Source organism: Aureibaculum koreense, assembly GCF_034296135.1.
Taxonomy (GTDB): Bacteria; Bacteroidota; Bacteroidia; order Flavobacteriales; family Flavobacteriaceae; genus Aureibaculum.
Window position 1 is genome coordinate 200,072 of sequence record NZ_JAXKVV010000002.1, and the last position, 21,673, is coordinate 221,744.

17 protein-coding genes are annotated in these 21,673 nt (G+C 31.4%); 1 reads left to right on the forward strand and 16 read right to left on the reverse strand.

Annotated elements, in window-relative coordinates; all coding sequences use genetic code 11:
• The first annotated feature begins 2 nt into the window (after positions 1–2).
• The gene (locus UMM65_RS02960; RefSeq protein ID WP_321974981.1) at positions 3–1,175 is read left to right on the forward strand and encodes a lipoprotein N-acyltransferase Lnb domain-containing protein; all 1,173 of its coding nucleotides are present in this window, start codon (positions 3–5) and stop codon (positions 1,173–1,175) included.
• A 292-nt stretch (positions 1,176–1,467) separates the two neighbouring features.
• On the opposite strand, the gene UMM65_RS02965 is transcribed toward UMM65_RS02960, so the two are convergent.
• The 16 genes from UMM65_RS02965 to UMM65_RS03040 form a co-directional block, all read right to left on the reverse strand.
• A complete protein-coding gene (locus UMM65_RS02965) occupies positions 1,468–3,378 on the reverse strand; it encodes a polysaccharide biosynthesis protein (RefSeq protein ID WP_321974982.1) in 1,911 nt (636 codons plus the stop codon).
• Between the two features lie 71 nt (positions 3,379–3,449).
• Positions 3,450–4,565, reverse strand: coding sequence for a DegT/DnrJ/EryC1/StrS family aminotransferase (locus tag UMM65_RS02970; protein WP_321974983.1), 1,116 nt, complete (start codon positions 4,563–4,565; stop codon positions 3,450–3,452).
• Position 4,566: 1 nt separating this feature from the next.
• Positions 4,567–5,646: a non-hydrolyzing UDP-N-acetylglucosamine 2-epimerase gene (gene wecB / locus UMM65_RS02975; RefSeq protein WP_321974984.1), complete on the reverse strand. Its 1,080-nt coding sequence runs from the start codon at positions 5,644–5,646 to the stop codon at positions 4,567–4,569.
• Positions 5,647–5,661: 15 nt separating this feature from the next.
• The gene (locus UMM65_RS02980; protein WP_321974985.1) at positions 5,662–6,246 is read right to left on the reverse strand and encodes an acetyltransferase; all 585 of its coding nucleotides are present in this window, start codon (positions 6,244–6,246) and stop codon (positions 5,662–5,664) included.
• Between the two features lie 10 nt (positions 6,247–6,256).
• Positions 6,257–6,862, reverse strand: a complete 606-nt coding sequence (locus UMM65_RS02985) for a sugar transferase (protein ID WP_321975135.1) — start codon at positions 6,860–6,862, stop codon at positions 6,257–6,259.
• On the reverse strand, positions 6,862–8,106 hold the full coding sequence (locus UMM65_RS02990) for a glycosyltransferase family 4 protein (protein WP_321974986.1): 1,245 nt from the start codon (positions 8,104–8,106) through the stop codon (positions 6,862–6,864). The genes UMM65_RS02985 and UMM65_RS02990 overlap by 1 nt, the downstream gene beginning before the upstream one ends.
• Positions 8,107–8,111: 5 nt before the next feature.
• Positions 8,112–9,998 (reverse strand): alginate lyase family protein, encoded by a 1,887-nt coding sequence (locus UMM65_RS02995; RefSeq protein ID WP_321974987.1) that lies wholly within the window; start codon positions 9,996–9,998, stop codon positions 8,112–8,114.
• An 88-nt stretch (positions 9,999–10,086) separates the two neighbouring features.
• Positions 10,087–12,201, reverse strand: a complete 2,115-nt coding sequence (locus UMM65_RS03000; RefSeq protein WP_321974988.1) for a bi-domain-containing oxidoreductase — start codon at positions 12,199–12,201, stop codon at positions 10,087–10,089.
• A gap of 222 nt (positions 12,202–12,423) precedes the next feature.
• Positions 12,424–13,464: a glycosyltransferase family protein gene (locus UMM65_RS03005; protein WP_321974989.1), complete on the reverse strand. Its 1,041-nt coding sequence runs from the start codon at positions 13,462–13,464 to the stop codon at positions 12,424–12,426.
• A 3-nt stretch (positions 13,465–13,467) separates the two neighbouring features.
• A complete protein-coding gene (locus UMM65_RS03010; protein ID WP_321974990.1) occupies positions 13,468–14,598 on the reverse strand; it encodes a glycosyltransferase family 4 protein in 1,131 nt (376 codons plus the stop codon).
• Positions 14,599–14,605: 7 nt separating this feature from the next.
• The gene (locus UMM65_RS03015; protein ID WP_321974991.1) at positions 14,606–15,814 is read right to left on the reverse strand and encodes an O-antigen ligase family protein; all 1,209 of its coding nucleotides are present in this window, start codon (positions 15,812–15,814) and stop codon (positions 14,606–14,608) included.
• Complete coding sequence (locus UMM65_RS03020; protein ID WP_321974992.1) at positions 15,811–17,040, reverse strand: hypothetical protein; 1,230 nt, start codon at positions 17,038–17,040, stop codon at positions 15,811–15,813. Before UMM65_RS03020 ends, UMM65_RS03015 begins: the two co-directional genes overlap by 4 nt.
• On the reverse strand, positions 17,030–17,980 hold the full coding sequence (locus UMM65_RS03025) for a glycosyltransferase family 2 protein (RefSeq protein WP_321974993.1): 951 nt from the start codon (positions 17,978–17,980) through the stop codon (positions 17,030–17,032). Before UMM65_RS03025 ends, UMM65_RS03020 begins: the two co-directional genes overlap by 11 nt.
• Before the next feature lie 3 nt (positions 17,981–17,983).
• On the reverse strand, positions 17,984–19,102 hold the full coding sequence (gene wecB / locus UMM65_RS03030; RefSeq protein WP_321974994.1) for a non-hydrolyzing UDP-N-acetylglucosamine 2-epimerase: 1,119 nt from the start codon (positions 19,100–19,102) through the stop codon (positions 17,984–17,986).
• Positions 19,099–20,199 carry a glycosyltransferase gene (locus UMM65_RS03035; RefSeq protein ID WP_321974995.1) on the reverse strand — a complete coding sequence of 367 codons (1,101 nt, stop codon included), beginning with the start codon at positions 20,197–20,199 and terminating at the stop codon, positions 19,099–19,101. Before UMM65_RS03035 ends, wecB (UMM65_RS03030) begins: the two co-directional genes overlap by 4 nt.
• A 6-nt stretch (positions 20,200–20,205) precedes the next feature.
• Complete coding sequence (locus tag UMM65_RS03040) at positions 20,206–21,672, reverse strand: lipid II flippase MurJ (RefSeq protein ID WP_321974996.1); 1,467 nt, start codon at positions 21,670–21,672, stop codon at positions 20,206–20,208.
• Position 21,673 lies beyond the last annotated feature (1 nt).

The following is a 21,673-nucleotide window of genomic DNA, read 5'->3' on the forward strand; positions in this document are numbered from 1 at the left end:
CAATGCTAAAAAAAATTATATTCTATTTCTTAATTGTAGCATCAGTCAGTAGTTTTTCGCAACAGATATCATTATCTGACCAAGCGGAAATAAGTGTTATTACCGTTGATCCTGGCCATAATTTAAATGATGCTTTCGGACATAGTGCCTTTAGGATAAGGGATAATATTTTGGGAATAGACCAAGCATACAATTACGGGATGTATAATTTTAACACTCCAAATTTCTATACAAAGTTTGCTCAAGGAAAATTGTTATACGATTTAGCGGCATACCCTTTCTCCTATTTTTACAAAAGCTACAAAGAAGAAAATAGAGGCATTAGAGAACAGATTTTAAATTTATCTTTAGCCGAAAAACAGGCATTTTTCAATTTCCTGCAAAATAATGCCAAGCCTGAAAATAAATCGTATTTATATGATTTTTTTTATGATAATTGTGCCACTAAATTAAAAGATGTAGCACAGAATGTACTAGAGGAAAAAGTTGAATTTAATTATAGTTTTACTGACGGTAAAACTGAGACCTTTAGAGATTTGATTCATCAATATTCAGAAAAACACCCTTGGGGAACTTTTGGTATTGATTTGGCATTGGGATCTGTTATTGATAAAAAAGCAAATCCGAAAGATTATCTTTTTCTACCTGATAATGTTTTTAGAGCTTATGCTGAAAGTACTATAGAGGGTAAACAGTTGGTCAGGAAATCAAGAGTGTTATTTGAAGCAAAAAATAAAGAAGATGATTTTCAATTGTTAGTACCTGTTACTTTATTCTCTTTAATTGCTTTATTGGTTATTTGGATAACCTATAGTGATCATAAAAAAAACAAACGAACCAAATGGGTTGACTTTACTTTGTTTTTTGTAACAGGTTTGATTGGGTTAATTGTACTATTGCTCTGGTTTGCAACTGACCATACCGCTACAAAAAACAACTACAACTTCTTATGGGCTTTTGCTCCAAATCTTGTTGTTGCTTTTGTGTTGTTAAAAAATAAAATTCCAAAATGGGTCAAATACTATCTTTTTGTATTGTTACTACTGTTGGTAATTACAATAGTTCTATGGATATTAAAAATACAGATTTTTGCTTTTGGAATTATTCCGATATTAATACTATTAGCGGCTAGGTATTGGTTTTTGATCAAGAAGACTAAATTTGACATAAATTAATTCGCCCACGGATTACACTGATTTTCGCAGAAAAACCATGATTCTTAATTATGAAGCAATATCATTAAGCAGCTACTAAGTTGAGATTCGCAGAGATTCGCATTGAAAGACAAGTAAACCAGTTAGATTTGTTGTAGCAGATTGGCAGATTCTTCGCTCACTTTGAATGATCATTAACCGACTTTCTTTTGTTTACTCGCTCTGAATGACAACTAATAACAATTACGACCTTACCATCCTTAGCCCAGACGAAGAAAAAACCGGGAACTAAAGATTGGAGATGTAAAACTGCTTACTGAATACTGTGTACTGCAGACTCTTTTCCATCTAAACGTTCATATTCTGAATTGTTTGAAATATATTCTTTAACGATACTTTTCATTTTCGATACAATCTCATAATTGTCCATGTTATCGAGTTTAGACAATTCCACTATTTTACTTTTTACAACTTTATAATCTACCGGATCTACCTTGGCAATCATAATTTTTTCATTATAGGTAGGTATGGTATTTTCCTCATTGGTCAACAATTCCTCATACAGTTTTTCGCCAGGACGCAGACCCACAATTTTTATATCTATATCATCTGGAAATTTTAACCCGGAAAGGTGAATCATTTTTTTTGCCAAATCGTAAATCTTAACAGATTCTCCCATATCAAATACATAAATTTCTCCGCCCTTACCCATTACACCTGCTTCTAATACCAAACTACACGCTTCGCTAATGGTCATAAAATACCTTGTAATTTCTTTATGGGTAACTTGTATTGGGCCACCTTCAGCAATTTGTTTTTTAAATAAAGGTATTACGGAGCCATTTGACCCTAACACATTTCCAAAACGCGTAGTAATAAACTTGGTTTTTCCCTCAGTATTCAAACAATTGGCATACACTTCAGCCACACGTTTGGTTGCACCCATCACATTTGTTGGGTTTACGGCTTTATCGGTAGAAACCATTACAAATTTCTCTACCTTATTTTTTAATGCTAAGTCCATAATAGTCCGTGCACCAAAAACATTAACCCTAACCGCCTCATAGGGGTTTTCTTCCATTAACGGAACATGTTTATACGCAGCGGCATGAAAAATCATTTCAATATTGTATTTGTTAAAAATAGCGGACATACGTTTCTGATTACTGATATCAGCAACTTCGATCGAGAAATTTTTTCGTTTTTTTCTGTAAAAGCTTTGTTGAATATTATACAAATCCGATTCTGCTTGATCTAACAAAATGAGTTGTTTATAGTTATAATTCCCAATTTGATGTGCTATTTCGCTACCTATAGAACCCGCTGCTCCAGTTATCAAAATGACCTTATTGTCCAACTCTTTTTGAAGTATTGGGTTGTTGATTTTTATTGGTGTTCTGTTTAATAAATCTTCAATTTTAACCTCGGTAAGCTGCCCTACGTTCAAATCGCCATCTATCCATTGATCTACTGGTGGCACTACTTTTACTTTAGCAGGTAAAGGAAGCAAATTATCAACAATTTCAAATAATTTAAAAGGTTTGATATTATGGATAGAGACAATAATCTCTTTTATATCTTTTTCTTTAATAAATTCTTTGGTAATATCTTCAGAACTATATACTTTAACCCTGTTGTATTTTTTACCCCTTTTCTTTTTGTCGTCATCAATAAATCCAACAATGTTGGCACTATTATTTATATCGCTGTTAATTGCTGTATAAGTAAGCATTCCTGAATCTCCTGCTCCATAAATGAGGGTGTTTTTTGGGGGTTTATATGCCATTAACACTCTTTGAATGAACCTTTTGAATATATACCTACTTGCAATTAAAATTATTATGTTTAAGAGATAATTGACAGTAATAACCCTAAATGGAACAGCGAATCTTTGGGTAAAATTATAGTTTCTATCTACTAAAGTTATTATTAATAGGGCGATGAACAATAAGCTAACAGCATAAAAAATATTTTGTGCATCTTTTATTCCAGTCTGTCTAACGGTGCCTCTATATGAACCAACAATTAAAAAGCATATTAGCGAAACAACTGAAACCAGTATAATTTGTGAGAAGAAACCAAATCTTTGAAAATTCAATTGAAAATTGAATACAATAAGGTAAGCAAAGATAAAACACTGCACCACCAAAACAATATCAATGAGCAAAACTACCCATCTAGAAACATTTAGCTTTGCCCCTTTTTGAAATAACGATTTAAACATTTGATCTTTTTATAGATTTTAGTTACAAAGTACGCAAATAATTATTAATAATCTATACATGGTATAAACTATTAAAACAATTTTCTAATTGAATCTATAACCCTTTGTTGTTGCTGATTGGATAAATTAGAACCACTAGGTAAACATAATCCTTTGATAAATAGACCTTCAGAAACGCCATTGACATATTTTGGATAGTCTTTAAATATAGGTTGTAAATGCATTGGTTTCCATAATGGTCGTGATTCGATATTTTCAGCTTCCAATGCTAATCTGATTTTCTCTCGCTGTTCATAATTATCTAAAAAAATAGTGGTTAGCCATCTATTGGCATAAGTATCTTTAGGTTCCTCCAAAAACCTAATTTCTTTAATATCTTTTAAGCTTTTGACATAATTATCAAAGACTTTACGCCTAGCACTTACCCTATCGTCCAATACTTCTAATTGCCCTCTACCAATACCCGCAAGAATATTAGACATTCTGTAGTTATATCCAATATGAGAATGTTCGTAATGTGGAGCATCGTCACGAGCTTGAGTGGCCAAGAAAGTAGCTTTTTTACAATATTCAGGGTTGTCGGATACCAATGCACCTCCTCCTGAAGTAGTAATAATTTTATTACCATTAAATGAAAAGATGCCTAGTTCACCAAAAGTTCCCATAGCTTTATTTTTATAAAAAGCCCCCAAAGCTTCCGCTGCGTCTTCTATAATAGGTATTTCGTACTTTGAAGCTACTTTCAAAATCTCATCCATTTTTGCAGGCATACCGTATAAATGAACCAAAATAATAGCCTTTGGCTTTTTTCCTTTACCAATCCTATCTTTGATGGTATCTTCTAAAAGCAAGGGACACATATTCCAAGTCTCTTTTTCTGAATCTACAAAAATAGGTATTGCTTTTTGGTATCTTATCGGGTTGGCGGAAGCAGAAAATGTAAATGTTGAACAAATAACCTCGTCATTTTCCTCAATTCCTAAAAGTATTAATGCCAAGTGAATTGCTGCTGTACCTGAACTCAAGGCGGCACATGATGCTGTACCTGTATAATTACAAATGTCTTGTTCAAGACCATTTACATTAGGACCCAATGGTGCGACCCAATTGTCATCAAATGCTTGCTTGACGTATTTTTTTTCTTCACCAGTTAAATGTGGCGAAGAAAGCCATATTTTTTCTTTCATTTTATACTAATTGTAATAAATCTTCAACAATACGTTTTGCAGTTTTACCATCCCATAAATGTGGGATTTCACCAGACTTCCATTCACCATCATGCAATTTTTTCATATAAGGAGCAACATTTTTAGGATCCGTTCCTACCAATTCATTAGTGCCAATAGTAATGGTCTCTGGACGTTCGGTATTGTCACGTAAGGTCATACAGGGCACTTTCATTACAGTGGTTTCCTCAGTTATACCACCAGAGTCCGTAACTACAGCAAAAGCATGTTTTACCAAATAGTTAAATTCTAAATATCCTAAAGGTTCAATCATATGTAAATTATCGGCTTCAATACCAATTTGTTGTAATATTTTGGCTGTTCTTGGATGCACTGGGAAAACCAATGGCATTCCTTTAGCCCCTTTTACAATCTCATCAATCAAAGATTTTAATTTTTGTTCTTGATCCACATTGGCGGGACGATGCAACGTCATTACAAAATACCCTTTTTCTTTTAAATTCAGTTCCTTAAAAACATCTGGTTGCTTAAAACGAGGCATATTGTCGAGTAAAGTATCTATCATAGTGTTGCCTACATATCGAATTTTGCTTTCGTCATGTCCTAAATGACGTAGATTTTCATTGGCCACCTCTGATGTAGTGTAAAATATATCGGTAATTGCATCTGTTACCATTCTATTGATTTCTTCGGGCATTGTAATATCGTTTGATCGAATACCGCCCTCTACATGAATTACTTTTACCCCTAGTTTCTTAGCAGCAATAGAACAGGCCATGGTAGAGGTTACATCACCCACCACCAGACAATAATCAGCCACATCTTTTAACAATAAGGCCTCATAACGTTCCATAATTCTAGCCGTTTGTTCTGCTTGTGTACCTGAACCTACTTCCAAATTAACATCTGGGTCGGGAATACCAAGCTCTTCAAAAAAACTACCCGACATTTTTTTATCGTAATGTTGACCCGTATGGATCAATCTATATTGTATTTTGTCTTTTACCTTTTCCAATTCTTCAATAATCGGGGCAATTTTCATAAAGTTGGGCCTTGCTCCGGCTATAATGTCTAATTTCATTTCTTTTTAAATTTATTAAATTTCTCTAGCAGGATTTCCCACCACTTTTTGACCGTCTAAAACATCCTTTAAAACAACTGATCCTGCACCGATGGTACACCACTTGCCTATGCTTATATTTGGTATTATAACCGCTCCTGCACCAATATGTGTACCTTCACCTACGTTGACACCACCACATAAAGTTGCATTGGGTGAAATATGAACATAATCCTCCAAAATACATTCATGATCAATCGAAGATGAAGTGTTGACAATACAATGTTTTCCGATAATGGTAGATGAATTTATTATACTTCCCGCCATAATAACGGTACCTTCATTTATTTTAGAAGTCTCATCAATAACAGCTTCGGGATGTACAATTATACCAAATCTGAATTGGAAATTTTCAGCTATTCGTTTACGAACTATATTATTACCGATAGCTATAATCACTTTATCACGGATTGCATCGTTTTTATCAAACTTACAAACTGAATAGTTTAAAATTGAGGTTATAGCTTCGTTATCATCCCATATTGCAGATATGTTAATATTTAGCTTTTGACAAATATCAATAACTACTTTTGCATGTCCACTTGCTCCATATAAAATCATATAAAATCAATTAATTTTTTCCATTGAAAGGCTCGGTAGTTGCTACGCCTTTAGTGTTAATATCTTCCGACCGAATCACTTTTACAATTGTTTTCAAGAGTATTTTTAAATCAAGTACAAACGAGAGATTTTTGACATACCAAACATCATATTTCAGTTTTTGTGTCCAGCTAATGGCATTGCGTCCGTTGATTTGTGCCCAACCTGTAATTCCTGGTTTAATATTGTGTCTTTTTTTTTGCTCTTCTGTATATAAATTTAAATATGCTATTAAAAGTGGTCTTGGTCCTATTAAACTCATTTCTCCTTTTAGGACATTAATCAATTGGGGCAATTCATCCAACGATGTTTTTCTGACAAATTTTCCAATGGGAGTTAACCTATCTTTATCTGGTAATAGATTACCTTGACCATCCCTACGATCAGTCATTGTTTTAAATTTTATCAATTTAAAAACTTTTTCGTTCTTCCCTGGTCTATTCTGAAAGAAAAAAGGTGTGCCATTATTGGAAAAACTTAATAAAATCACCAATATAATAAAAATTGGGCTTAGCAAGACCAAGCCAATAAATGCCAAAATAAAATCTAAAATTGGTTTTACAATTCTAACATACATCATTTTGCCAACTTTTCATTAATTTGGTTAAGGTAATCCGATGCCAATTTATTCCTATCAAAGTGTCTTTTTGCAAATTCGTATCCATTTTGGCCCAAATCGTTCAGCCTATCTTTATGCTCTATCGCCATCAATACACCTTCAACTATCGCCTTGGTGTTCTCTGGCTCAACATAGAATCCACAGTCAGCTTCTTTTACCAATGCTCTTGATACACCATCAATTGCCAACAATATTGGCTTTTTACAAGACATATAGTCAAACGTTTTATTTGAATATATAGTCTTAAAAGTATCTACTTTTTTTAATACCGAGGCTCCCATATCAGAAGCCAATATGTATTTAAACACCTCTTTTTTTGGTACTGGGTCAACGAAAATAACATTATCTAAATTTCTTTTAGCTACTTCATTAATTAGCATTGGTTTTTGCATTCCAGAGCCTATGAGTTGAAAAACAATTTCTGTGCCTTGTAGTTCTTCGGCAACATCAATCAACTGAATTAAATGATTGGCAACACCATGAGCCCCTACGTAAGTAATTATAAATTTATCATTAAGGTTCAATTTTTTTCTGAACCTTTCAGCATTAAAATCTTTGGAAATAGCTTCTGCGAGCGAAAAATCTGCGGCATTGGGAATAAAAATAATTTTATTGGCGGGAATACCTTTGCTCTCAATTAATTTTTGCTTAAAAGCCGGTGTTAATACATTAATAACTTTAGATTTTTTATAAATAAATTTTTCAAACCAATAGGCAAATTTAATTATGTATTTATTGCTTATAACACCAGTATCAATAGCTGATTCTGGCCAAAGATCTCTAACTTCAAAAACCAATGGCAATCTTTTAAGCCTGGATAAAATATAACCTGTAATACCAATAAACAATGGCGGTGAAGTAACAATTACAACATCGTACTTCCCTTTTGCCTTAAAAATTCCAGCATACATACTCGAAAAAACAAAAGAAAAATATCCCCAAAGCCTCCCCAGGAAATTTACATTATATGACTCTGAAACATGGCTTCTTACAACATCTACATTTGGATAAAAATCGTTTTGTTTATGAATAAACCTGCCTTTACAGTGCTCATATTTTTTTCCAGAATTGTAATGCACCATTCCCGAAATTACGGTTATTTTATGCCCCATTTCAGACCAAACCTGCGTCATTTCATTAAATCTAGATCCACCTCCATCATTTTTTTCTAAAAAGTATTGGTGAATCAATAAAATATTCATAGCAATTAATGGTTAGGTGTTTTTAGATATTCAATTCTGGTGTGCAAATATCCAAATTTTGTTTTAAAACTTATTCGAATAGAGGGTTCTTTTATTCCATAATAACTCGAATACCATTTTTTCTCAATAATTGGATTCAATTCTATTCCATTAGCGTCGTAAGATTTTATAATTAGCTTTTCTTTTACTTCTGGATTTATATGCCAATATTGTATAATCTCTTTATTTAAAACATTCTCAAAGGTATCAAATATTTCCCAGGCACAGGATTTTTCCAGTTTGACAACTTCTCTTTTATGGACAATGTTTTTTCCAATGTACTTAAACGCATTTATTTGCCCTTGAAAAACAAATTCCTCTTTGCTTTTAGTCAACTTGGCTTTTGCGTTTTTAATCCAATAAAACCAGATAAATCTACCACCTTTTAACATTTGATCTGTACCGTCAAGACTTACTGTATTGTGTCCTCCAGTTCCGTTGAAATAACTACTATATTCTTTAGTGGTATTATATTTATATGTACCCGAATCCCTCAGAATATTAATTCCATCCGCCCAGAGATCTAAGTGTAAATTATCTGATTGTGCTGGTCTATCCTTATAACTTGTACACCTTATAAAGGTCTTGTTATGTTCTTGATTTATAATGTAATATCCACCGTTATCGAAAGTATAAGTTCCTAATAATAAACTATCTATTTTATCAGGATTTCTAATACCGTACCAATTATAACTATCGGTATTATAGGCTATTTTATTTTCAAGTACCGCTCTTAAATCATCTAGTTGGGACCTGTAATCTCTATAATCATTATCTGTAAGTTTAAAAAATAAAGCCCCATCGTTGTGTCCGTAATTAGGTAGCGTTCCATCCGTTCTATTTAAACACGTATCTAAAAAATAAAGTGATTTCTTTGCTTTTTCATAAACAACTTCTTGAAATTGATCTTTATTCAATTCGGCCAATCTTATTGCCCAGGTCAATAATTGGATTACAATTCTATGATAATTCATGGAGTGTTGCAAATAGGTTCCATCCTCATAAATTTGATAGGCTATTTCCTCCTCAAACCACCTTTTGCCTTTTTTACTCCATGCTTTAGTTTCAGGGATAAAGGAAAATAATAAGTTCGATAGATATAACATCAATGTTTCAGTGATTGCATGATTATTTCTAACCGCTATTCTGGAAAAATAAATATTATGGTACACATGTTGAATTTGCCAGTAAATAGCATTCATTATTTTTTTAAAAATAGCATCGGTTAAGGTCTCGGCATCTCTGTAATAATACAAGGCGAAAGTCCAATTTAAGATACGTAAACTCGTTTCTTGACTGCATTTGTAATTTGGACCTTGATTTATAGGGTTTTTATCAATAAAATCGATAATTTGATCGAATACAAATTTTGATTGGTCTTTATTAGAATGATAATCGTATCGAATAAGATCGTACAAAAAAGAGAATCTGGCTTTTTCCCAGACATATTTTATATCTCCAGAATCTTTCGTAAAATCTTTAATGCTTGTAAAATGTAATTGGGGGTCATATTTATAACCTGAATCCGGATTTGTCATCCAGTCGTAATCAACACCTAAATCAAAAACTTTTTTCGAAAAAAAAATATACTTCCCTTTTTTAATATTATTTACAGTCTTCTCTAATTTCTCAATATTGCATGGAAGCAATTGTAACGCTGCTTTATTTTTAAAGAAAAACGGAGGTGCATTGTTTCTCCAAGCATTTAACTCAATAAATTCTTTGAAGTTCGGATTAACAGGGAACTTTTTCTTATAAATACCCAAGCGAGTTTTAACTACATGAAGTACTCGAAAAACTACATACCGCAGTCCCATATTTCTAAATAAGTCTAGGTATAAAGTTAGTTTCATTATTGATTGATGAAATTATAATTATTATGTGCCTTCGCTTTGTACTCTCCGTGGTTAAGCTTTTTTAGCTATAAACATTATCTTACCTCTAAATCTGAATCCACTTTCCTTGCTTTAAACTTTCAATTGCGGCAAAAGAAGCTTTGGTGGTATTTATAATGATATCAAAAGGAATAATTGGGTCGCTTCCCGATTTTTGTTGATTGATTAATGCTTCAAATTGATTAAAATGTCCTTTATCTTGTTTTGACTTGCTATTACCTCCCTTAAAACCATAGGTTTTTAGCTTACGCCAATTGTCCATAATCATTGTGCGTTCTTGTGAATAGACTTCCAAACGTTCTTTAACATAGCTTTTACTGCCATTTGCAAAATAATTGACCACAGCATTTGTTCCATTTTCATATTTCAATAAAATAGAGGCGTTGTCTGTGCTTTCATCAGGGTTAGTTCCCATAGCGTTCATGCAGACCGCGATAACTTTACTACCTGCAAAATATGTACATAAATCTATATAGTGACACGCTTCACCAATGATACGACCACCTCCAACTTCCATATCATGTACCCAGACTTCTTTGGGAATAAATCCTGCATTCATGGTTGCAATGATATTTTTTGGTGTATTATCATTGCCCAATAATTTTTTCATGTTTTTTGCTAAAGGGGCAAAACGTCGGTTAAATCCTACGGAAAGTGTGCCATTACTTTTGTTATACGCTTCAATTATTTCAGCTAATTCCGTTTCATTTAAAGCCAATGGTTTTTCAACAAAAACACTTTTCCCTGCCTTTAAAGTCTCGATAACAAATTTAGCGTGTGAATTATGTTTTGTAGTTATGATTACCAAATCGGTTTCTTCATCTTTTAATATCTCTTGATAATCAGAAGTTGAATTGGCTACGTTATATCTTTTTGCCAGCGTTGTAGAAGACAATCCTCCAGAACTGGCAATATACTTTACATCTGCATTTAGTTTCTTTAATTGTGGCATTAAGGTAGCACTTGTAAAATTACCGGCTCCAATAATGCCAATTACTCCCTTTTGACCTTTAAAAGATTTATTAGTCACATTTACGGTCTTTACAGGACTTTCTGTACTGTCATATACTAAAATAGAAGCAATGGACTTAGAATTTCCCATATCCCCATAAATGGTATCATAATCCTTTAATGAAACACGTTCCGTAATCAATGGGTTAACATCTAAACTTCCATTGGACAATGCATTTAGAATGGCTTCAAAATTTCGTTTTTCTGTCCAGCGAACAAAACCGATCGGATAATCATTTCCTTTTTGTTCGTACTCATCATCGTACCTACCTGGACCATAAGAACAAGATACTTGAAAAGATATTTCTTTAACATAAAAATCAGCTCTACTTATATCTAATCCAATTACGCCTACAAGTACTACCCTACCTCTCTTTCTACACATTTTGGCAGATTGAGAAATGATTTCATTGCTTTTGTTAGATGCAGTTATTATTACACCGTCAGCTCCAATTCCATTAGTAAACGATTCCATAAATTTTACTTGATCTGTGCCTTCTGCTGGATTAATTGCTATAATACCTTTTTGGTTGGCAATCGCCACTTTTTCAGCATCAAAATCAAACCCAATGACTTTACAACCATTGGCTTTTAATAACTCCGCAGTAACCAAACCAATTAATCCCAATCCAACCACCACAATGGTTTCTCCAAAAGTGGGGTTTAACAGTCTAATCCCTTGTAAACCTATGGAGCCAATAACGGTAAATGCTGCTGCTTCATCGGTAACATTATCTGGAATTTTGGCCACTAAATTTTTTGGCACCAATACATATTCTGCGTGGGTACCGTTAGAGGCAACTCTATCTCCAATTACGAATTCGGTTACGCCCTTACCTACAGCAACAACTTCTCCCACATTGCAATACCCCAACGGTAAAGGTTGGTTTAGTTTATTAAAAACAGAGTCTATAGTAGGTTTCAAACCGTCTGTTTTTATTTTGTCCAATACCATTTTCACCTTATCGGGCTGTTTTTTGGCCTTTTGTAGCATATTAGCTTTGCCGAATTCTACCAGCATCCTTTCCGTGCCTAAAGACACCAACGTTCTTGTAGTTTTTATTAAGACTGCACCTGCTTTTACACTCGGTACAGGTACTTCTTCTAATAGGGTATCTCCTTTTTTAAGGTCTTGTATGATTTGTTTCATTCGCTAGTGGTCATCCAAAGGCAGGAGCAATCTGTTAATACTACCGCCTCTTATTTCTTAATCTCTTTTTTTGATAGTTGCAAAGGTAGTAAGTTATGGTGGATTTTTAACGTGATAATTGTGAAGTTGATAAACGACGCTTAAACTCTAGAAGTACTATGGTATTAAACGAAAGAAATTCTGCTATTAATAATATCTCTTATGCCCATATAATTTACTACGTTATTGGATTAACTTATGTGCTTTTAACAATTTATTTTCAATGCTTTCCCACGAATATTTCTCAGCATTCTTTTTATTAAATGAAAAAGAGTCCTTTTTAAAAAGTAATTCCTGATAAACTTCATCCACATTATAATTAGAAAAGGATGAGAGAATAACCCCTAGATTTTCTTCTTTTACAAAACTAGAAACCTTTACTTCACTATTTATTATTACAGGCGTATGTGTTTGAATGGCATCGTATATTTTATTTGGACTGGCATTAATGTTATTTTGATTTGAGGGTTCATAACAACACATTATATAGTGTGCTTGATTCGCGGCAATTTTTGAAGCTTCTAGTTGTGTGAGTACTCCTTTAAAATCAACCGATTTAGATTGAGCAAAATTTTTGGTATTCTCATCAGACAACCAACCTGCCATAATAACTTTGACATCTTTGTATTTATCCGTTAAATTTTGCAATAATATGGTTCCCCTAGAGTTATTCATTGAGCCATTATAAAAAATAGTAAGTTTATCTACTTTTTTTACCACATCACCATGATAACGATTTGGATAATTTTCTAATATGCCTAATTTATTTTGCACAAAATCAGGCATTAGAGATTCCCTGTTTTTATCAGTTACAAAAATGTAATTTATTGGAGCATAAACCATTTTCTTAATTAATTTCCATTGGTTTTTAGGTTTGTTCTTTTTCATAAAAAAAGAATCGAAAATGTCAAGAACTACATATTGTTGAAACAACCACGGATAAAAAAATATCATCAATTGTTCATTAATAATATGAATAGAGGTAAACTTGTGTTTTCTGTTTAGTTTTAAAAAGGTTTTTATTTGTTTTAATATGGCATTAATGGAATTTCTTTTTTCTTGAATTAAAATAAATTCTTTACAGTTTTTTTCTGCATAATTGCTGTTTCCATATTTCCCCACACCTAAAAAGTAAATATCCGTATGCTTTGATAAGGTTTTAATTTCCTTATTAATACGCATGTCAGAACCATTATTGGTGGATATAAACAATAACTTATTCATAGGTTAAGACTTAACTTCTTTAAGAATATTCAAAAAATTATCTATCAAGTTGTCAGAATTAAATTGCTGTACATGTTTATAGCCTAATTTACTTTTTTTGATTCTCAACGTACTATTTTTTATACATTCTTTGATAGCTTCAGACAATTCCAAAGGGCTATTTGCGTTCACTAGCCAACCACATTTCCCATAATCTAACACTTCTGGAATTCCGCCTACATTAGTACTTATTACAGGTATGCCAGAGGCTAAGGCTTCCATATTGGCAACACCAAGAGCTTCTTTGTGTGATGGTACACAGAAGATATCGGCACTGTCGAAGTACTTCTTAACTTTTTCAGGGTGAAGAGGACCGTTCAGGTCATAATCTTTCAGTCCTTTTTGGGTTATATACTCTTTAATTGAATTTATAGAATTCAAAGGTGGGCCAATTACAGATAGTTTAACTTTATAATCTTGAATAATACTCAAAGCATCAATCAAATCAAATAAGCCTCCTCTATTATAGTCTGCCTTAACAAACAAAACATGAACTGGATTATTTAATTTTTCTCTGATTTTAAAATGATATTTCTTTAAGTCAATTCCTTTAATTAAAATTTTTATTTTGTTTTCCTCAACATCATATACCTCATTTAATAAGGATTTCATATATTTTGAGTTAACTATAACTGTATTTGCATTTCTTGCGGCTCTTTTTTCAATATAATAAAGCGTTTTGTATTTAAAATAGGTTTTTTCAAAACTTAAACTTTTATTTTCATAAGCAATCTTATTATCATCATTTACCATGACGACAACAGGTTGCTTACTTTTTAATGTACTTATAATGCCTGTAAAAGCATTATTATAAACCAATACATCATAGTTAAATTCCTTATTAATAGCAACTGCTGACTTATGGTATTTAAACATACGTATAAACTGATAAAAAAAACTATTCCACTTGGTTTGCTTTAAATTAAGTTTATAAAGTTTAGGTCTAATTTTACTTTTATCCTTTAAATCCTCTGATAAAATTTTCAATTCATAATCCGTCGATTCATTTAACTTATTATGCAATAAGTTAGCAAACAATGCTGGACCATTATCAATAGTGTCAAAAGAAGTTGTGGAGAATAAAACTTTGTTCATTTTATTTTTATTTTACATAGAAATTAAATTCTTTAGCATTCATTAGTGTCATATAAGTGAACCACGGAAAAAACAAAAATTGACCTGCAGTTAGATTACTTTCAAAGAAAGGGATAAGTATTAAAGGAAAAATAAGCAATGAATAATTTGATGTGACTTTCCAAAAGATACGGAAAGGGTGAATAATCATAAAATATAAAAATAGTAAAAACACTGCAATACCAGCACCGAAAAGAATTTCCCAATAAGAATTATGATAAGAACTTAAGACACCTCCATACATTCGTAATTCAGTATAATCGAACATTCCAACTCCAGTAAACCAATGAACGGGATTATGGTCAAAACTTCTTAACATTGCGTTTGTTCCTATTAATCTAGCTTCCTGTCCAGTTTCTATCTGAGTTTTGTTCTTCTCTTGTAAAAATTCAACTATCGAGTTATCTTGAATTGCTATAAAACCATAAATAACAATTGTTCCAAAAATTAAATAAATTTTATATGTTGATTTAATAAAACTGTCTTTAAATATAAGAAATACCAATGCTATAAGTACGGATAATAATCCTGAACGATTACCACTGATAATTAATAGGTAAAAAACAAAAGGTAAATATAAATACAGAGTTAACCTCAAATAGGACTTTAGAGGATAATACCTTAAAATAGTTAATGCACTTAAAATAAATAAGGAACTACCCCAACCATAATGGTTTGAAAAGAAAAAATCACCTGTTTGACTACCATATATATTGATTTCACCTATCCCTTGTCCAAATATGAAATAAGTCAAAGGAACCATAGCGTAAACAATTAAAACCCCTAAAGACAATGCTATTAATAAGTTAAAGGCCCCAAAACGCAATAAGTAGTTAATTGAAAAAATAATGTATAGCAGTGGATAAACAAATGTTAAACTTTTATACAATGCCGGAAAAGGATTTTCTGCAAAAAATGCTAATATAGAAACACCAAGAATGACTAAAAAGATACTCCATTTATTAATTAATAAATTCACATTCAAACCATTCCTATAAAGTACTAAAATCAAAGAACTAATCACAAATATTAGTTTAAATGAACGTACATAAGGCAAAATAAAAATACCTAAGCTCGAAACTAAAGCGTAACCTAAAATAACCCAAAACATATTGAGAACTAACAGTCTAAAAACTAAATCATTAAATAAAAGTTTTATTTTATAGTTAATTTTCATTTAGCTAAATTACGTTTGAGGTTTAGATTACCAAAATCAAGCGTTATTAAAAACAAAATCATCAACAAATACGCTCCATACATATATGCTTGAATAGGTGGATAATATAATGTAAAACTACCAATTGATAAGCCTATCATTAAAAACCATAGATACTTTTTAAAATATAATAATAGACAAGCTAGTAAAAAACCAGTAAAGGAAATTATATAATTTATGTTATCTCCAGCTTTATTTATATATCCAATTGAAAAACCTTGTAATGTGTTTACAATAGCATTTTTTATAAATAGCATGGGTGATTTGTTAAATATCTTTAATGTTTCAGATTTTGTAATTTCAGTATACTCATTTATTATATCGTTATTGTAATAATTACCCCCAATTGATGCGTTTAACTTTTTTCCAGTTTTATTTTCATATAACTTATACGTAGTGTTATCATTTAACTTTATATTATAGGAATTGGTATAAGCCCCTAGCCCTGTATAAATTGTATGCCAGATGTTTTTTTTGATCGGCTGAAATAACCAAAAAGAAATTAAAACAATATAAATTGTACTAGATGTCAAAAACAATAAAGATGTTCTTTTATAAAGTAGAAATAAAGCAATTAATAGTGCAAAAACAACAGTTGGTCGAGTAAGGATTATAAACGGCAATAATAAAATCATTATTGATAATACAGCAGAATTAGGTTTTTTACAAAGTATCAAATACCCAAATAGAACAGAAGGTATAATTTGCCAGAAATAATAAAAATTAAAGGTAACAAACCTTAATATAATAGGGTTAACAGTGAATAAAATAAGAAAAAGCCATTTTTGTTTATTATTAAAACTGTTTAATGTTAGAAAAAGAAAGTTAATTAAAAAAAAAACAAAACATTGTAATAATATGATTGCCATTTGGTGCCCAACAAAAGGGAATAAAAAAGTAGCTCCTCTAATCAAATAGGCATATCCAATGGGGTTATGATTGTAATGACTAAGTCCAGTAGATTGACTAAACCTATAACTATCTTGACTTTCAACATCCAAATCCTTAAAATAATTTACTTCATTAACACTAATTTTAAAGTCGCCCGACCATTCCAAATTATGAGCAGCAGATAAATAAGGCCCCATCCAATTATCGCTCATTCTTTTATCTTGGACAATAAAATATGAAACTATCAGCGAAATTATTATTAAAATTAACTGAAAGAATATCTTTCTATTTTTCATTAGTTGCCTTTTCATTTACAAAATACAAAGGTCTATTTTTTGTTTCCTTAAATACACGTCCTAAATACTCTCCTATTAAGCCTAAACTTAATAATTGAATGCCTCCCAAAAACAAAACCGTAATTATTAAAGAAGGATAGCCTGGTACTGATTCATTAAAAAACAAGGTTTTTATTAAAACTTTCATTAACCAAATAAATGCAATACCAGAAACAATCAACCCTGTAAAACTTGCTAATCTAAGCGGTCTTATTGATGAAGAAGTAATACCTTCTATAGCTAAGTTTAATAATTTAGTAAAACTCCATTTTGTAGTACCCGCTTTTCTTTTTTCTATATCATACTCAATATATGCTTTTTTGAAACCTACCCAAGTAAATAGTCCCTTATTATAACGTTGAGATTCTTTTATTTGAGAAAAAGCATTAATTATTTTTCTATCTAACAATCTAAAATCACCAATATTTGTTTGTATTTCTTCTTCAGATAACTTATTTAAAATATGATAATAAAGTTTTGAAAAGATCCTTTTTGAAAAACTTTCATCATTCCTATCATAACGCTTTGCATACACATCTTGATTACCCTTTTCCCACAACTCAATCATCTCAGGAATTAATCTAGGCGGATGCTGTAAGTCAGCATCAATTATTATAACTGCTCTTGATTCTTTCTTAATAAAATCAAATCCAGCAGTTAAGGCTATTTCTTTGCCAAAATTTCTTGATAAGTCAATATAGCAAACTCTACTATCACCTAATCTCAGGGATTTTATAATATTTATAGTATTATCATTACTCCCATCATTTATAAAAAGAAATTCAAAATTATACTTTATTCTATCTATCTTATTTAAAACAATACAGGTTTCTCTATAAAACAACTCAAGAACGTCTTGTTCGTTATAGGCAGGTACTAGTAATGTAATTAATTTACTCATATTTTACTTGCTTAAAAACTTAATGATTGTTTTCACTGCATAACCATCTCCATAAGGATTGTGAGATTTTGTCATTTTAGAATATAATGATTTATCATCAATTAACAATTGCACACCGTTAATAATATTCTCTTTATTTGCTCCAACCAATTGCACCGTCCCCGCAGCAACTGCTTCAGGTCTTTCCGTGGTATCTCGCATAACTAAAACAGGCTTACCCAAACTAGGTGCTTCCTCTTGCACACCTCCTGAATCTGTTAATACTAAATAACAATGCTTCATTGCAAATACAAAATCTTGATATTCCAATGGGTCTATAAGTTGTACATTATTTAAGCCAATCAATAATCTCTTTACAGGTTCTTGTACATTTGGGTTTAGGTGAACTGGATACACAAAGTGAAAATCAGAATTTTTAATGGCTAACTCTTTTATAGCTTCACATATTTGAATAAATCCACCTCCAAAATTTTCTCGTCTATGCCCTGTAATTAAAACATACTTTTTATTTTCTGCAACTAACTTTGGTAGAATGGTACTATCGAGTTTATTACTAAAATTGGTTAATTTATTAGATATATACAATAAAGAATCTATAACCGTATTACCAGTTTTAATTATTGAGTTTTTACTTACACCTTCGCACAATAAATTTTGAACATTGGTATCTGTTGGTGCAAAATGAAAATTAGTTATTTTACTAACCAATACTCTATTAGCTTCTTCGGGAAAAGGTGATTGCATATTGCCAGTTCTTAAGCCTGCTTCTACATGACCAACTTTAATTCCTGCATAAAATGCTGCCAACGCCGTTGTAAAACATGTAGACGTATCACCGTGAACGAGTACCAAATCAGGTTTCCATTCATTTTTAAACAGATCACGCATACACAACAAAATTCTAGCTGTTACATCGGACAAGTCCTGACCATGTTGCATGATATTCAAATCAAAATCTGGTATTAACTCAAACAAATCCAACACCTGATCCAACATCTCTCTATGTTGACCTGTAACACATAGTTTATGGTCAATGGTGGACGTTCTGTTTAATTCTTTGGCCAATACCGCCATTTTTATGGCCTCTGGACGTGTTCCGAAAACGGTAAGTATTTTTTTCATAATTCAATTACTTTTTCTATAATTTGTCCAGCAAAATTTTCATAGTTCCCTCGCTCTTCCTTAAATTTTACAATTGATTTTTTCTTTGATTCACTGTTCTTATTTATTGCTATAATAACCGCAGCTATATCCTTTGGTGAATTAGGGTCAGCAACATTTACTGCAAATGGATATTCTTTTGAAAGAGATTTAAACGATGGAAAATTAGGTAAAATAACTGGTGTGTTATTATTAACAAATTCGTATAACCTATTTGGTGCAGCATAAATATTGTTTAATGAAGTTGGACTATAAAAGCCAACACCTATATCCGCAGTTGACATTGAATCAAGATGCTTAGGTGGTACTCTAGATTTTAGAAAAAAAACTCTTTCATTCAGATTAAGATTTCTAATATGATGCTTCAAATCGTCTTTATCTTTTTGGTTCACATTAAAAGAGGGAATTAAAACTAAAATATATTCGTCAGGTAAATAACTTAAGGATGAGACCAATTCCTTTAAATTTCTTTTCTTATTATCCAATAATCCCGAATACATAATTACTATTCTGTTTTTAGTCTTTAAACCTTCAATTTCAGAATCCGTATTAATTAAAGTATTTGGATAATATGGTATGTTTGGTAAAATATATGGCAACCTTTTCAATTTAGCTTGAAAGTAGGTTATCCATCCTCGATTCTCTTCAGGTACAATTAAGTAGTCAGCTTTTCTACAATCATTGTATTTTGATACTTCCAGTTCATGATAGTGATAAATAATTTTAGAATTCCCTTTAAAAAAATTTAATCCCCACACGTCCCATGCACCTAGCCAAATAAAATCAATTTTATCTTTAATTTTGAAAAAATAGGAATAAAATTTTAAATGGAAAAGTGATTTAGCGATTGTTCTTTTAAAAATTGAACCTACAGGATAGGAAGATTTACTGCAGGTTCTAATTTTTATGTTTTGAGTATTAAATAGAACTTGAGTATGATAAGTGAAAATTTCGATATTATATCCGAGTGCAGATAAATAATTTATTATTGCAATTGTTGGAGGAATTGTTTTAAAATCCCGCATTAGTGGAAATATTATTGTTTTTTTTTCTTTCATAGATAGTTATTTCAATACTTTATAAGTACTAAAAATAGGGTACAAAGATAACAGTATTACTGAAAGCAAAAAGAATAATATTAACAGTATATTATTTTCCAAGAATATAGTGTCCTTAAAAAGATATTTGATAAAAATAGCCACTCCGATCAATACAATTGCAATTGCATTGTTTCTTGAATAAAATTTAAAATCTATTGAGTTATCTGTTAATTTATAAACTAAATAACTGGTCAACCCCATTAAAAACGTATTGAGAGGGATTATAAAAAGCAAACCCTGTATTCCAAAATATTTTATCAAAAGAAAAGAAAAGAACGCTGACAATAATTGAGCGATTACCCAAAATAAATACAATTTTTTAGCCTTGCCATGGGCCACAGCCATTTTACGATAAATAATACCTAAACTACTTAATAATACTGCGACAACATTAAACAATAAAAAAACATACGCCAGTTGCACGTTTTCTATAGAAAATTTTTCACCACCCCAAATCAAGTCAATGATAAAATCACCTAATAAAATAGTACCTATGATTACAATTGCATTCACATTTATAATACTAATTATATTCTTATTAAATTCCTTATAGACTGATTTTGCTTTTTGTAGCAAAATTGAATATTTGGTAAAGAAAATGGTCATAAAAGGTTGAATAAACAACCCTTTTATTTTATTAGCTAGGTTTTGTACATATTTAAAGATGGCATATACTCCTTCTGGTAAAAAAGAAATGCTTGCCGTTAATACTATGCTGTAAATCTGTGTAGCACCTACGTATAAAAAGGTGCTTTGCATGGTTTTAAAAAAAGAAATATGATCAAACTCTTCAATTGACAATACCCTTTGAAAGCGATAACCATTTTTGTACAATTGCCACACATAAAATATAAACTCTATTATCTTACCGAGTATAAAAGAAATAACCAATGCCCATAATTCGATAAATGGATATAAAACCACCAACACCAGAATGTTAACAATAGTATTGGTCAAACCTAACAACTCTGTCCTACCAAACCGTTCTTCGGCATTTAAAACCGTTATATAAAATGAATTCATTAATGCTAAATACAAAACCGGTAATAATATTCTAAAAATTAGAGTTGCAAAGTCTTTGTCTTGCTGAGAAAACCCTGGCACCATCAAATCCACAACATAATGGGCAAAAGCAAAAATAAGGACTATTAATAAGGTACCGAAAAGCACCATCCTGTTGATGACTACGTTAAGCCCTTTATAGCCTAAACCAGCTTTTATTGTATTTAATTTATGATATTCAGGTAAAAAAACCTCGGCCAATTGTCCGCTTTGGGTTAAAGAGGTTACCAAATATACTAAACTTTGAGCCGCAAAATAAATTTCTATAGTACGTGAAGCTCCGAAATAATGGACTTGTATAATTGAATACAACAAGCCTAATAGTGATGATACTAATTTTAATGAGAAAAGTTTTAATAAAATTTTCATT